Origin of the sequence: Fictibacillus sp. 26RED30, from assembly GCF_015903845.1 — a bacterium.
GTDB classification, from domain to species: domain Bacteria; phylum Bacillota; class Bacilli; order Bacillales; family Fictibacillaceae; genus Fictibacillus; species Fictibacillus phosphorivorans.
This window is the reverse complement of sequence record NZ_JACZDV010000001.1, coordinates 95,350-109,403: the sequence shown is the minus strand read 5'-3', so window position 1 is coordinate 109,403 and position 14,054 is coordinate 95,350. Positions and strand designations below refer to the sequence as shown.

Genomic DNA, 14,054 nt, shown 5'->3' with positions numbered 1-14,054 from the left:
CGTTACACCTCCTTGATAACACTTGTTAGTTTGTTGTTTATCTCTTCGGCCGTTAGATACGTCTCGACTTCAAACGGAATATCCGTAAACTGTAAAGATTTCGTGATAAAGTTCCCTGGACCGAGCACGACTAACCGTCTCACACCATCGCTCCAGAGACGCTGTAGACAGCGATACCACTGGACACTTCTTGTATACTGTCCAACGATCTCGTTCATGACCTCTTCTTTTGTCAGAAGCAGATTTCCGTCCACGTTACTAACGAGTGGGCGATCAGGATCAAGAAAGATGGCTTTAGGCATGAACTGTTCACTAAAACGGTCCACAACGTTCTGTAATAATGAACAATGTCCAGGGGGTCCGAAAGGAATTGTTACCCCGAGTCCCCCTTGAGGAACGACGAGCTGGTTCAACTTCTCAAGACTCTTAATGTCACCGTTGATGATCATCTGGTTATGATTGGCGTACATACAAGGTTCAAGATACCCACCCTGCTGCCTAACCTCTTGCATAGCCAGTTCTAACTTTTCGACATCGATGTTATAAAAGAAGTAGACGCTATACCCTTTGTTCGCTTCATCTTGTTCTTCTAGTTCCACCATGCTCTTCACCATTTGGATCGTAGTGGTGAAGTCGAGAGATCCGCTACAATGAATCGCGGTCATCTGCCCGAGACTCGGTCCAAGATAGTACGAGATCTCTCCTAACTCACTTCTTAACATCTCAAAGAGCGCCGTACTCAATGTCACGATACTTGGTCTCGCGACTAGACCACGGTTTATTTCACTCTCGTCATCTGAGAAAAAATGTTTGACCAGATCGAGTGATAAGATGTCACTCGCTTCTTGAAACTTTCTTTGAACATGAGGGTACTGTTGATAGAGATCATAGAAGCTTTTCTCTTTGATCGCCATCAACGGTGGGAATAGAACCGCTGTTTTCATCACTACCACTCTTTCTCTACATTAGTCCGCCGTCAACGACTAGCGTCTGGCCGGTAATATACTTGGATTTAGAAGACGCTAAGAAGGATACGGCTTCTGCGATATCACTCACTTCACCTAGGTGACCCATCGCGATCTTCTTGTGGAAAGCGTTCATCTGATCTTCCGGTATTCGATCTACCATACCGGTGTTCTCGATGTAACCCGGTGCTACTGCGTTTACCCGCACTTGAAAACGAGCATATTCTTTCGCTAGTGAACGAGTGAGTCCGATGACACCCGCTTTACTCGCACTATAAGCGCTTAGTCTTTCCATCCCGACGAGTCCTGCTAAAGAGGCGATGTTGATGATGGATCCCTTCTGCGCCGTCAGCATATGCAAGGAAACCGCATGAATGCAGTTGATCGTGCCCATGATGTTCGTTTGGATGATCTCTTCCCATTTGTCGAGTGGGTTACTCGGGATCAAAGCGCCACCATAACTGACACCTGCATTATTCACGAGAACATCGATCTTCTTATACCTTTTGATGATTCGTCCGACTGCTTCTTCGATCGCTCCACTGTCGTTAACATCCATCTTTTCATAGGAGACGTTGTGGTTCCCCGTTTCTTCTTGGATCTCACTAACGATTCTTTCGATCTCCTCCATTGAGCTTCGGTATCCTAAGACGACACTCGCGCCAAGAGAAGCAAAATGATAGGCCATTCCTTTTCCTATACTCTTATTGGCCCCTGTGATGACAACGACTTCATCATTCCACTTCATGAAGTTCACCTTTTGTCACGAGGTCAGGAAACGTGTTCTTCAGCCAATAGCCGTTCATGTACTCATAGAGTTCTTCACGGATCTTTTGTTTCTCCTCACGAGGAATACTGTCTTCTGGCCTGTTCTGTTCATCTTGGTAATACTCATCTCTTAATATGGAAGAGACGATCGCATCATGGTACTCACCGTCTAAGAAGAAATAATCCCGTAGGATCCCTTCGATGACGACTTTGTTCTTGAGTAGGAATCGGACAGACCTTAAGTTATGTAACCCGTTGATGAACTGGACTTTATGCGCGTTCTTGAAATGGAAAAGATAGTCCATGATCAAGATCGACGCTTCTGCTCCATATCCAGAATCCCAAAGATCCGGATCACCAATTACTCCACCTAAAAGATAACTTCCTTCATACTTTTGAGGCTGCCATGATACGAACCCGATTTTCTTATCTTCGTGTGTGAGGACCATCGCATAGCGAGTATTGCCATGTTTGATATCCTGTTTGATCTCTTCTGTAGTCGCAAAGTCTTGGGACCCTCTCGCTAGTGCACTGGTCTTAGACGGTACGACCCATTGTGAGAACAACGCATAATCTTCTTCTTCAAGTGGTCTTAGTTTCACAAAATTACCTTTCATGTATATCTCCTTTCTTTGTTTGAGCGTAAAACTTTGCATGTTCATCATAAGAAAAGAGAAGGGCTAAAACACCCGTAAATCACGCAATCCATACTAAAAAAAAGAGCCCCTGTGAAGGGACTCATTTTAAAGCTTTATAATATGGATTGAATCGCAGGGGTCGCTCCTGAAAACTTACAGATAAGATTCGCTTTTGTGATTTTAACAGCGAGTCCGACACGGGACTTTACTCTTAATTTCTGCATACTCGCAGCGATATGATATTCCACTGTCCGTTTGCTCAGATACAGAGTATCCGCGATCTGCTGGTTCGTTTTATCGTTGATCAGTTCTTCCACAACTTTTAGTTCCATCTCGGTTAACACAGAGATGAGGTCGATATCTTGATGAACATGAGAATCAAGATTGATCTCAGGCATGATATCGTTTCTATACTCTTCAGATATATAAAATCCACCGTTCTGAATGACCAGTATTGCTTTTAAGAGCTCGTGGATGTTATCTCGATTGATGACGGCTTGCGTATTTTTGACATAGGAGAGAAGATGTTTCTCTCCCTTACCTACGAGTAAGATCTTCTTGCACTCTCCAAAATTAGTATGAATGAGTTCACCTTTTGCAAGGTTCATGATGACTAGGTCAAAAGAATTAGTAAAAACGGAATCTGAAAGAGATGATGAATGGTTCAAATAATGGCAGTGATATCCCCTTTTTGACAACAATTCAATCAACGAATGTGTATTCTTCCTATCTTTACTAAAGTCTACAAATAGTACTTTATTCCCCATTAACAATCACCTCATACGTTGATACGTTTTCTTAGTGGTGTCCGATGATCGGGTCATCAACCGGTCCATTTACTATTACTATAGCCTTATCTACCACCGGGTTACCGAATAGTAAGGTTAAAAGCATTGCTGCGTATACGAATTTTTTTAGTCTTTTCATCCTATCTTTTCCTCCTTTGAAAGTATCTAGTATCATTATCAAATAAATATATGTTAAGTTATATATGCATTTACGCAGGTTTCTTACATAATTGTCATTTTTAGGAGGATAAATGAAACATATAGGTCAAAAAATTGAATGGATTCGTAAAAAGAACGGTTATTCTAGGCAATTTGTAGCTGAGAACATTTGTGACGAATCTACTCTTTACCGGATAGAAAAATCCACTCAGTTGCCACGACTTGATGTCCTACAAAATATTTGCCAAAAATTAAATGTTTCTGTAGATTTTGTCCTTACACCTGAAGAAGACTCCTCTGCAATCTACGTCTCAAAGATAAAAAAACTTTGCCGCGAAAGTTTATACCAACAAGATTTCAACTCCTTACAATACGTGATTGAAGAAGCAGAAAACTATATAAGAAAAAACAGCCACCAGTTAGATAAAAGTTTTATCCGTTTCATCGAGTGGCAAAAGGCGATACTCTCTCATAAGAAAGAGAGGTTTCCTAAAAAAGCAGAGAGAGCATTACGAAAACTACTAAACCATAAAGTGATCACAGAACTGGATATCAATATTGCAAACTCTCTTGCTATCATTCTCATCGAGACGAAAGAATACGATGAAGCCGCCGTATTCTTATCGAAAGGGCTAACGGCTTGGGAAACGTTATTATCAGTGGAAGATAAGTCTCTGTACCCTCGAGTGGCATATAATATGGCGTATATCCATTATTTAAAAAAACAATATGATGCGTGTATCGATCTGGCTTACCGGCTACAATATTATCTATTAAGTAACCATCTATTCTATTCAAAAGGAGAACTCTACCATCTGTTGGGGATTGTTTACGAAGTACAAAAAGATTATGAGAATGCCTATAAATATTTCACAGACGCGATTTCTGTCTTCTCTTTAGAAGGAAAAGAACTCTTTTTACTTCGTACTATGAGAGCGCTCGCTGAGGTTTGTTACTTAAAAGGAGACCGTGCTGAAGGAGATAAACTCGTTGCAGATTCTATAAGACGAATTGAAAGAATTGAAGATAAAGAGTTGGCAGAAACCTTATTTAAAAAGATAAAGCATACTGAGGAACAGTATGCTAAAAGATAAACCTATTTCGTTATTAGAGAGCGAGTCATGATTTCTTTGACGGACTCTACCGTTTTAAAGATGTCCTCGTCTGTAATATGGCGATGAACGACTGCACGCAATCGGCCGTAACCCATCTCTGAGAATACGATTCCCTTCTCACTTGTCACATTCAGGAACTCTTGCCACGAGTAGAGGTTCGGATCAACTTTAAACATGATGATATTAGACTCAATAACTTCAGGTTCTAGTGTAATTCCTTTAATAGAAGATAATCCCATCGCAAGATCACGTGCACGAGCGTGATCTTCACTTAATCTATGAATCATCGTTTCTAATGCTATGATTGCGGGAGCTGCGATGATCCCAACTTGACGCATCCCCCCACCTAGCATCTTACGAAGGGTCCGAACTTTTTTAATATGTTCATGACTTCCAGCTACGATCGATCCAACAGGAGCGGATAATCCTTTTGATAAACAGAACTGGATGGAATCTGCATACTTCGTAATCTCCTTCACCTCAACACCAGAAGCAACCGCAGCATTAAAAATCCTGGCTCCATCCATATGGATCGGAACATTTTTTTCTCTGCTGAACTCATAAACCTCTCTTAAGTAAGAATCCGATAATACTTTACCCCCACAGCGGTTATGCGTGTTCTCTAAACAGATGAGTGCGGGTAGGGCGAACTGAGGGTCATCGACATCAACAGGAAAAGCTTTCTCTAGATCACCGATCGCTAATTCTCCATTTGTTTGAGTAGGTATCGGTTCATACATGATTCCGCCACAGACGGATGCCCCTCCCGCTTCGTAGATATAAATATCTGATTCGTTACCAACAAGTACTTTTGAGCCTCTTGGGCAATGGGCCATGATAGAAGCAAGGTTCGCCATCGTTCCGCTCGGCATGAAACACGCAGCCTCCATGTTCATCATAGAAGCGGCTTTTTCTTCAAGTACGTTCACGGTAGTATCTTGTCCATAAACATCATCGCCGAGGTGCGCGTTCTGTATGGACCTCATCATCTCGTCAGTGGGGAGTGTCACGGTATCGCTTAAATAGTTCATCGTAGAGCACCTTCTTCCTCTTTTATTGTGACGATCTCAGTTTGCCTTAGTATATTTCTCAGCGCATCGCTGTTTGTATGTGTAGCGATGATATGCCCTAACCTTCCGTAAGCATTCTTTGCCTTCTCTACAAACTGACCGTCTTCTACGTTAATCTTCACGTCTTTGATCTCTTCTTGCTGCTGAATCGAGTACACTTTAACTCTCCCTGAAGTCAGGGGAACGAAGAACCGGATCCCCGCAAAACATGAAGAGAACTTGTTAATCTCGGGCGGTTGTCCGATTGCGATCTTTATCTGTTGTGTGAGTAGATCGGTACTCGTTGAGTAACGGATGAGTTCAGGTATCATACCACCCGCTAACCTTCCGTTCATCTCTACAACAAACATCTTATGATCTTTCAATTTGATCTCTATATGAACCGGACCATTTCTCCATCCCATCGTGTTTAAAACTTCGAGTGCTCCAACCTTAATACTTTCTCTCATCTCGTGAGAAAGATCAGGAGCGGGAAAAACGTGTCCCATCTCTACAAAATAAGGACCTTCCCCAACCGTCTTCTCTGTGATACCGATCAACTGATGATCACCTTCAAAGGAGAACATCTCGACACTATACTCTTGTCCACCCACGTATTCTTCGAGGAGTACGAGTCTTTTCGCGAGCTGATTCCTCGTGTTTCTCTCGATCTTCAATTGACTCAAAACGAACTTCTCTACCGCTTCGTATGTCTCACACTTGACCACTCGATTCGAACCGCTATCATCGACTGGTTTAACGATACAAGGGAAAGAGAGAAGCTCTTTTTTCTCTCTTAACTGATCCAAAGAATCCACCGTTAAAAACCAAGGTTTATAGAGGTGTGTCGCATCTTTCAGCCAGCTCCTCACAGAAGCTTTGTTTCGGACCGCCTCTACAGCGATCGCCGGGTTCCCTGGTAGATCGAACCTCTCTGCTAATAGGGAGACCGTGTGGATATAAAATTCACTCGTCGTCGTGATCCCTGCGATCTGTTCTTGCGACACGTTCTTTTTTATTGAGTGATGAAGCGTCTCGATATCGTTCGTGTCACAGACGATGACCTTACAATCTCTAGGAAGACCCTTGTAACGGGACGGGTCATTCGTGATAAAGAGGGGCTCGACGTTTAACATCCTTGCTTTTTGGATTGCAAGCATCCCTGTTCCAGTCGTATTGGACTCAATAAACAATAGCTTTTTCATGTAAGCACTTCCCGTTTTCAAAAAATATGTACGACCACTGATCCGTATCTTGGATATGCTCAATTTTTCTAGGAGAATCATTAAGAGCAAAAGGGTTGATCTCTTTATTCTTCAGATACATCTCGTCATAGATCGTCGTGTAATAACGGTCCCCTCGATCAGGAAAGATACAGGCGATCTTCGTGTTAGGATCGACCGTACGACTGATCCACTTGGCTACAGCATACACACTTCCAGAACTGTTTCCGGCAAAGATCTTCTCATATCGCGCGAGTTCGAGAGTCCATGAGAACGCTTCTTCATCGTTTAACCAGTGAACTTCATCGATGATTGAATAGTTCACGTTCTTCGGCTGAAGGCTGTTTCCGAGCCCGCCCTGCAAACGACCCGGTCGATCGTTTTGATGAAAGATGGAACTTCCAGCAGCGTCCACCGCGATGATCTTCACGTTCGGATTGTGCTTTTTTAGTCTCTCTGCGGTTCCACAGAGCGAACCCCCGCTACCTACACCAGCGATCAAGATATCAACGTGACCCATATCTGCGATTAAATCGTCTGCAAGTTCATGATAAGACCTTGGGTTTTCGATATTTTCATATTGTTTCGGCCAGAACGCATCCGGGTAGCGCATTAGAAGACCATCTAGATAATCAAGTCTCGCCTGCTGCCAGCCGCCACTCGGTCCCATTTCATCCACGATATGTACATGGACACCGAGTGATTTCATCTTTGTATACGTTAACTGATCGATCCTCGGATCTGTTACGATATGAACGTCGTGTCCGAGGTAGGTTCCAACGAGCGCGATCCCCATCGCAAGGGTTCCCGAAGAACTCTCAACGATCGGTGCACCTTCTTTGAGTTCTCCTGTACGTTTTGCTTCTAAGATGACTTGTTTGGCTACTCGGTCCTTCATGCCGAACGGATTATGCATTTCAAGTTTGGCGTAGACAGAAGCATGTTCTATGGTTTCTCGTCTCAGTTGAACGAGAGGGGTCTTTCCGATTAGTTCGATCATTGATAGAGCCATTTATGCCAATACCTCCGTCTCTCTCGTGATAGAGTGAAAAGATTGTACAGGGAACCCAAGTCCCTTCAACCTGTTCGTTCCTTCACTTAATTTTTTTTGATACTGGGGGTCTCGATCATAAAGAAGCATACCGATATAAGTCCCACTATGTGCGGTCACTACTCCGATGCCTCCGATCTCCTGACAGATCGTGATCAAGTGTTCCAAGTGCTTTTTAGGTCTTAACTTTTGGTTCAAGATAGCGCTCCTTGTACAGATCTTCCCGATCCATTCGAGGTCGTTCGATTTAAAAGCGGTACACATTTGAGATAGAAGTGATTCGTACTCTTGTTTCTCACTCTTTGTAAAAGGTTTAGCGGTTCGGTTGAACTGGACGGTATCCACTTCCCCACCCTCATCGATTCCAAGGATGGTAAACGACGGACATTCTCCTAACGCTTCTTTTAATCGGAGTTCTTTATGATAATAGACCACGACCCCAGCATGCATGATGCCATCAGAGGGTTCGATCTCTCTGATAAAATCTTCTAAGAGGATGACGGGAATCGAAAAATCATAATAATCCTCAATCGCCCTAGCCGTAGCTACCATATCAGCAGTCGAACTTGCGAGCCCTTTTCCTTGCTGAAGCTCACTGTTGAGTAACAGATGTCCACCCAACGGCAGTTCATAGAATTCTAGGATTCTTTTAGCTAGCTGCAAAGACTTTACTTTCCCCTCTGGCATGATAGAGAGTGTTTCTCCGTCTATCGGAACGAAGGTACAGGTTGAATACATCTCGATCGGGAATGTGACTAGGAAGTTTTGTTCGTTCGGCAGGACTCCCTGCAGAAGTTCCCCGAACGTGCCACATGATCTTCCATACCCTTGTCTTTTTGTAGACAGCGGTAGAGGCTCTTTTATTTTCATACCATCTGTCCCTTCTCGTGTATCCATTCATCCAATCCTTTGATCCCTGATTGGATCTCGTTATATTTTTCTACGAATCGCTTTTGAAGAATTTGAAGTTCACATTCCTGAATGAAGATGATCTGTTGTACAGCATCAGGATGAGTCGAGCCCTTTGAAATTTTCTTCGTGAGCCCAAGCTTCGCGTCAAAGGTACCCAGAAGCTCTTTCTCGCTCAACTTGTTCTCATATCCGTATTGCTCACAAATGTCCTGAAGAAGTTGAACAGACACTTCTTTTGGATGGAGACCTTGTTTTAACGTTTCGGTAATAAATTTTCCAGCGATCACCTGTGACTTCCGATACGGTATATCGTTTGTTATCGTGAGTTGGTTCGCGAGTGTGAACCCGCCAAAGAAATCTTCCTGACAACGATCTTCGAGGACATCCGTATGAAACTCCATCTGTTCAAAGATCAAAAACAACAGATCAAGAAAATGATCGGCTTCTTTTAAGAGATGAGGAACATTTTTCCCTGCTTCTTTTGAGACCTCAACCAGATTGCTGTACGAAGTACTTCTTTGTCCTAATAAGATATCCACATAATAACTGCTAAAATGGCTGGTCTTGCCTCGTGCTCTCTCTAAGATGGGGTAATTTCGTTTTTGAGGCATCGATGATGAGATTCCAGAGAGTTCATCGGGAAAGTGGATGAACTGGTATTCACTGCTTCCCCAGTTGATTAAATCTGTAAGAAAACGGCTCATATTATTTCCAAAAAAGGAAAGGTTCTCAGCCAGTTCAAGCGTCCAATCTCTTGAAGCAACACCGACCAGCGCGTGGCCCACATATGATGTGAAGCCTAACTGTTTGGCCATCACGTCACAATCAAACGGAAGTTCTTGCCCAGACATCGCTCCAGATCCGAGCGGGGATCGTTCGTTCATTTTGTAGAGTGTGTCGATCATCTTTTTGAGTGTGACGATCAAGTGTTCACTAATCGCAGTAAGATAGAAAGAGACCGAGATGACCTGTGCGGATTGATAATGGGTATATCCAGGCATCAAGGTATCTCGATATTCGGCCGCTCTTGATAGAACGAGATGACTGAGCCCTATCATCTTCTCGATGAGCGAAAGCCACTTTTCTCTTCCGAACATGAGCTGAGCACAAGCTTGGAAATCGTTACGACTTCTGTCTAAGTGCCAACGTGTGACCGTCTTGTTCATCTGTTGATCGATGAACTTCTCAAGAGTGAGCGCGATGTCTGTTAAGTTCTCTTTGGACTTGTTATGAAGCTCTTCTCGATCGACCGCCGATATCGCATAATACAGTTCGCTCGCTTCTTCTTGTGTGATAAGATCCATCTTTTTGTAAGCATGTATGAGTGCTTTTTCGATCGATACATAATGATGTAGATAATTTTTCAGTTCAAAGTCGAACTGTGGATACAGAATCGTCTCGGTATAGCGTTCATGTGGAGGGCTCGTGACCCTCCCTGTTACTTGACTTGTCATTTCTACCCTCTCCCTTTAAGCATGTCTGTCATCTTTTGTCCTAAGTATTGAACATATGGAGAACTCATCACGTTGTTATGATGACCATGAACATAGACCGCTTCTACTTTACCGGTCGTCCGCTTCTCCCAATCTGAAGGGTCGACGATGGTATGAAAATGGTTCGGATCACGCTCACTACAACAAAAGACGGTCAGATCGGTCTTGATCGGTTCTGAAAAGATATAATAATCGCTCGCTTGGTTGTTGATCGCCATGATGTTAAGGATACGTTTTACATCTTCTAGTTCTGCGTTTTGAGGAAGTACGTTCCTCTCTTTAGTAGCATGCAACAGTAAACTGTACTGGTCATGTTTGTTAAGGCGTTCGAACTCGGTGGGATCGAGTCCAAAGTTCTGACTATAAACGACGAGTGGATCCCTTTTTTCTACCACCATCGTATGATCGAAAGGATGAGCATCCAACAGACCGATAAAAGCGACCTCTTCTCCCTGACTCTCTAAGATACGGGTCATCTCAACAGAAAGCGTTCCTCCCATCGACCAACCTGCGAGTAAATACGGACCAGAAGGCTGAATCTTCTGAATTTCCTCCACGTAACGCTCCGCCATCAAGGGAATCGTCTTGAGTGGGCTTAATTCATCGGAATCATAACCAACGGATTGAATGCCATATATAGGGTGATCGATCTTAAGATGGTCCGCTAGCGATATATAACAAAGTGCTCCACCACCACCTGGGTGGACGATGAATAGTGGCGCATTCTTTCCTTCCCTCTTTAAGGGAACGATCACGTTACCAGCAGAGAAGTTGTTTTCTTTTATATGTTTAGCAAGCGTCTCCACCGTCCGGTATTGAAACAGTGACGAGATTGGAAGCTGGACCTTTAATGTCTTTCGGATATATCCGACCACTTCGATCACTTTTATGCTGTGACCCCCAAGGTCAAAAAAATCATCGTCTATGCTGATGTCTTTCGTACCAAGAACCTTTTCCCAAAGTGAGACAAGTTCTGTTTCTAATAGAGAAGACGGCCTCCTCTTCAAAGAACGAACAAGATCGTTCTTTGAAAAGGGTAGATCTGCCTTTAAGAGTTTGCCGTGTTTGTTGATCGGGATCTTTTCCATAAATACAATGACGTTCGGTACCATATAGTGTGGAAGTTCCTCACTCATGCGATCTTTGAGTGCGTTTGCCGAAAAACTGCTTCCTTCAGAGCGTACTGCAAATACGAACAGTTTTTTCTCTTCTCCGACTTTTTCTACGACGACCGCTGCGTCCTGAATTTCTTGTTGCTTTAGAACGCATTGCTTGATCTCGTCAAGTTCGATACGAAAACCTCTGATCTTCACTTGTGAATCTTTGCGAGAAACAAAGAGCAAATTCCCGTCGTAGAGTCTTTTCACGAGATCCCCCGTCCGATAGAACCTTTCAACCTTACCCAACACGTCTAACTCCAAAAAGAACGTTTCGTCTAACTGAGGTTGGTTGATATACCCGTTACAGACCCCATTGCCTCCAATATAGAGTTCGCCTGTCACTCCAACTGGAACCAATTCTTGATTTTCGTCCAATACCGCAAGACGATAGTTTGAAAAAGGTATACCGATCGGTGCGACCGTTTCTTTGTGCTCTGGTGTTGTATAAAAATAGGTTGAAGCCACGGTTGCCTCTGTTGGTCCGTATAAGTTGATGAGTGGTACCCCTTTAGACATACGATCATAATAGTTCAAGACGAGTCTGCGGTTTAGTGCTTCACCACCCGTAAAGATATAGCGCAGTGATTCTGTTGACGTGAACGATTGGTGTTCGATTAACCTCTCTATGAGACTATGAAACAATTGGGCTCGTGTGACTCCTTCGCTACGGATCAATTCTGCGAGATAATCCACATCGAACTGACAGTTCGAGTCGCTCAAGACTAAAGCAGCACCTGAAACGAGCGGGCTAAAGATCTCCGTGATCGATGCATCGAACGTATAATTGATGTTTTGGAGCATCCTCTCACCTTGTACGAACGGAAACGCTTCCACATAGGCGTTTATATGATTTAGTAGTGAAGCTTGTGAAACAGAGACACCCTTTGGTTTACCCGTCGTGCCAGAAGTATAGATCACGTAAGCTTCTGTTTCATGGGGACTTCTTAAGAGTTTCGGGACAGACACTTCCTGGTCGATCAGACAGTCTTTCGTAAATAAGACGGGTACCCCACTTCCTTCGTACTCTTCGTCTTGGATCAAGAGAACAGCTCCTGAATCTTTTAAGATATATTCTCTTCGGGATACAGGTAGGCTAGGATCTAATGGGATGTAACTGCATCCGATCTTAAAGACAGCGAGCAGAGCGGCCAATTGTTCGTTCGATCGCGTCATCTGGATACCGATCCTGGAAGGTGCTCTAACTCCTCGCTTGATGAGTTCGTTCGCGATCTGATCAGCCCTGGTGTTTAAGTATTTATACGTCCAACTTGCAAGCTTATCCTTAACCGCACACGCTGCTTCGTGCTTTCTCACCGTTTCTTCAAACCATTCATGAAAAAATAGATTGGTAGGATAATGACTCTCTTTAAAAAGCGTGAGCTCTTTCTTTTCATGATCGTCCAGGATCTTCATCTTAGAGATCGGCTTGTTAGGATGTTTTAAGATCTCTTCGATCAACAACAAGTAGTGCGCGATAAATTTCTTCATCCGTGTCTTCGTAAAGATCTCTGAACTATATTCGATCTCACCGATCCCACCTTTGTCATCGCAGCCGATGTATAGAACAAGGTCAAACTTTGATGTTTTCGTATAGATCTTCTCATGCTCGATGAGGAACGAATCGTTCTGATCGTTTCTCTGACCTTCATGAAAGGTGAACATGACTTGAAAGATCGGCTGTGTGGACGTGATTCGCTCTGGGTTTACAGCTTGTACGATTCTCTCAAAAGGTACATTGCTATACTCGAACGTCTGAATAAAGTTTTGAACGCTCTTCTTTAGAAAGTTAGGAAACTTACTATACGGGTTGATCGTGGAACGAATCGGCAGTGTGTTCACAAAAAATCCGAGCAAGTCATGCGTAAATATTTCCGAACGGTTCGCAACAGGAGTGCCGACCACGATATCTTTTTGTCCCGTGTATCGATACAACAAGACGTTGAATGCTGCTAAGAAAAAACTATAAGGTGTCGCTTTGTTACTCTTCGCATATTCCCTTACTTTCAAGAGAAGCTCTTGTGGGATAGAGAACCTTACATTATCTCCTTCATATGTGGATTGGAGTGGTCGGATGAAGTCAGTGGGCAGTTCGAGCTGTGGCGGCGCACCATCTAGATACCCACGCCAGAAATCCATCTGGAGCTCCATTGCTTCTTCATCTATCTCACCTCTTTCCCAACCCGCAAAATCTCCATACTGCAGCTCAAGTTCCTCACCTTCATCGATCGTCCCTTCCTCAATGCTCGTATAGTGGGTGAGTATCTCTTTTTTTAAGAGATCGATCGACCAAGCATCGAATGCGATGTGGTGGACGTTGATCAATAAATAGTAGAGTTCTTCTTTGATACAGATAAGCTCGAAACGGATGAGTGATTCTGATTTAAAATCAAAAGGACGTAGCGCAAAATCTTGCATATATTGTTCGAGCGAAGTCGTTCGTTCGATCTCTCGTTTATCCAGTTGTTTGAATGAGAGAGAAGGAGAGAGGGAAACCTTCTGCATCGGCTCCCCTTCTACCTCAGTGATCGTCGTTCGTAAGATCTCATGTTTCTCAACGATTCTACTTAACGCTTTTTCTAACGTTTGTGGCTGGATGGTTCCTCTGAGCTTAAAAATAAAAGGGATGTTGTACGTCGCACTGTTAGGAAACATCTTCTCAAAGAAATAGATCCGGTCCTGTCCAAAAGACGTTGGTAACAGATAAACCTCACTTTCGGTTGAAACGGTCATTGC

12 protein-coding genes are annotated in these 14,054 nt (G+C 43.4%); 1 reads left to right on the top strand and 11 read right to left on the bottom strand.

Annotated elements, in window-relative coordinates; translation table 11 throughout:
* Positions 1-2: 2 nt before the first annotated feature.
* The 5 genes from IHV11_RS00470 to IHV11_RS21320 all read right to left on the bottom strand — a co-directional run bounded on the left by IHV11_RS00470 (position 3) and on the right by IHV11_RS21320 (position 3,298).
* Positions 3-944 (bottom strand): ACP S-malonyltransferase, encoded by a 942-nt coding sequence (locus tag IHV11_RS00470; RefSeq protein ID WP_197193412.1) that lies wholly within the window; start codon positions 942-944, stop codon positions 3-5.
* A gap of 16 nt (positions 945-960) precedes the next feature.
* Positions 961-1,713, bottom strand: coding sequence for an SDR family NAD(P)-dependent oxidoreductase (locus tag IHV11_RS00465; RefSeq protein ID WP_197193411.1), 753 nt, complete (start codon positions 1,711-1,713; stop codon positions 961-963).
* On the bottom strand, positions 1,700-2,350 hold the full coding sequence (locus IHV11_RS00460; RefSeq protein ID WP_197193410.1) for a GNAT family N-acetyltransferase: 651 nt from the start codon (positions 2,348-2,350) through the stop codon (positions 1,700-1,702). Before IHV11_RS00460 ends, IHV11_RS00465 begins: the two co-directional genes overlap by 14 nt.
* A 134-nt stretch (positions 2,351-2,484) precedes the next feature.
* The gene (locus tag IHV11_RS00455) at positions 2,485-3,138 is read right to left on the bottom strand and encodes a LuxR C-terminal-related transcriptional regulator (RefSeq protein WP_144697129.1); all 654 of its coding nucleotides are present in this window, start codon (positions 3,136-3,138) and stop codon (positions 2,485-2,487) included.
* Between the two features lie 31 nt (positions 3,139-3,169).
* Positions 3,170-3,298 (bottom strand): hypothetical protein, encoded by a 129-nt coding sequence (locus IHV11_RS21320; RefSeq protein WP_255547200.1) that lies wholly within the window; start codon positions 3,296-3,298, stop codon positions 3,170-3,172.
* A 112-nt stretch (positions 3,299-3,410) separates the two neighbouring features.
* Between IHV11_RS21320 and IHV11_RS00450 the strand changes: the two genes are divergently transcribed.
* On the top strand, positions 3,411-4,412 hold the full coding sequence (locus tag IHV11_RS00450) for a tetratricopeptide repeat protein (RefSeq protein WP_197193409.1): 1,002 nt from the start codon (positions 3,411-3,413) through the stop codon (positions 4,410-4,412).
* 2 nt (positions 4,413-4,414) lie between these two features.
* Here IHV11_RS00450 and IHV11_RS00445 read toward each other — a convergent pair whose 3' ends face one another.
* Genes IHV11_RS00445 through IHV11_RS00420 form a run of 6 tightly spaced genes read right to left on the bottom strand, consistent with a single transcriptional unit; the run spans position 4,415 to position 14,051 of the window.
* Entirely contained in the window at positions 4,415-5,464 is a 1,050-nt protein-coding gene (locus IHV11_RS00445) for a GntG family PLP-dependent aldolase (RefSeq protein ID WP_197193408.1), read from the bottom strand.
* Positions 5,461-6,687 carry an ATP-grasp domain-containing protein gene (locus tag IHV11_RS00440; RefSeq protein WP_197193407.1) on the bottom strand — a complete coding sequence of 409 codons (1,227 nt, stop codon included), beginning with the start codon at positions 6,685-6,687 and terminating at the stop codon, positions 5,461-5,463. Before IHV11_RS00440 ends, IHV11_RS00445 begins: the two co-directional genes overlap by 4 nt.
* A complete protein-coding gene (locus IHV11_RS00435; RefSeq protein WP_197193406.1) occupies positions 6,665-7,717 on the bottom strand; it encodes a cysteine synthase family protein in 1,053 nt (350 codons plus the stop codon). Before IHV11_RS00435 ends, IHV11_RS00440 begins: the two co-directional genes overlap by 23 nt.
* Positions 7,718-8,653: a kinase gene (locus IHV11_RS00430; RefSeq protein WP_231620163.1), complete on the bottom strand. Its 936-nt coding sequence runs from the start codon at positions 8,651-8,653 to the stop codon at positions 7,718-7,720.
* The gene (locus IHV11_RS00425) at positions 8,623-10,122 is read right to left on the bottom strand and encodes a lyase family protein (protein ID WP_197193405.1); all 1,500 of its coding nucleotides are present in this window, start codon (positions 10,120-10,122) and stop codon (positions 8,623-8,625) included. Before IHV11_RS00425 ends, IHV11_RS00430 begins: the two co-directional genes overlap by 31 nt.
* 2 nt (positions 10,123-10,124) lie before the next feature.
* Positions 10,125-14,051 (bottom strand): non-ribosomal peptide synthetase, encoded by a 3,927-nt coding sequence (locus tag IHV11_RS00420; protein WP_197193404.1) that lies wholly within the window; start codon positions 14,049-14,051, stop codon positions 10,125-10,127.
* Positions 14,052-14,054 lie beyond the last annotated feature (3 nt).

Excerpts from the sequence above, each read along its gene's own strand:
- IHV11_RS00470 (WP_197193412.1), bottom strand. The coding sequence starts at position 944 with ATGAAAACAGCGGTTCTATTCCCACCGTTGATGGCGATCAAAGAGAAA.
- IHV11_RS00465 (WP_197193411.1), bottom strand. The coding sequence starts at position 1,713 with ATGAAGTGGAATGATGAAGTCGTTGTCATCACAGGGGCCAATAAGAGT.
- IHV11_RS00460 (WP_197193410.1), bottom strand. The coding sequence starts at position 2,350 with ATGAAAGGTAATTTTGTGAAACTAAGACCACTTGAAGAAGAAGATTAT.
- IHV11_RS00455 (WP_144697129.1), bottom strand. The coding sequence starts at position 3,138 with ATGGGGAATAAAGTACTATTTGTAGACTTTAGTAAAGATAGGAAGAAT.
- IHV11_RS21320 (WP_255547200.1), bottom strand. The coding sequence starts at position 3,298 with ATGAAAAGACTAAAAAAATTCGTATACGCAGCAATGCTTTTAACCTTA.
- IHV11_RS00450 (WP_197193409.1), top strand. The coding sequence starts at position 3,411 with ATGAAACATATAGGTCAAAAAATTGAATGGATTCGTAAAAAGAACGGT.
- IHV11_RS00445 (WP_197193408.1), bottom strand. The coding sequence starts at position 5,464 with ATGAACTATTTAAGCGATACCGTGACACTCCCCACTGACGAGATGATG.
- IHV11_RS00440 (WP_197193407.1), bottom strand. The coding sequence starts at position 6,687 with ATGAAAAAGCTATTGTTTATTGAGTCCAATACGACTGGAACAGGGATG.
- IHV11_RS00435 (WP_197193406.1), bottom strand. The coding sequence starts at position 7,717 with ATGGCTCTATCAATGATCGAACTAATCGGAAAGACCCCTCTCGTTCAA.
- IHV11_RS00430 (WP_231620163.1), bottom strand. The coding sequence starts at position 8,653 with ATGGATACACGAGAAGGGACAGATGGTATGAAAATAAAAGAGCCTCTA.
- IHV11_RS00425 (WP_197193405.1), bottom strand. The coding sequence starts at position 10,122 with ATGACAAGTCAAGTAACAGGGAGGGTCACGAGCCCTCCACATGAACGC.
- IHV11_RS00420 (WP_197193404.1), bottom strand. The coding sequence starts at position 14,051 with ATGACCGTTTCAACCGAAAGTGAGGTTTATCTGTTACCAACGTCTTTT.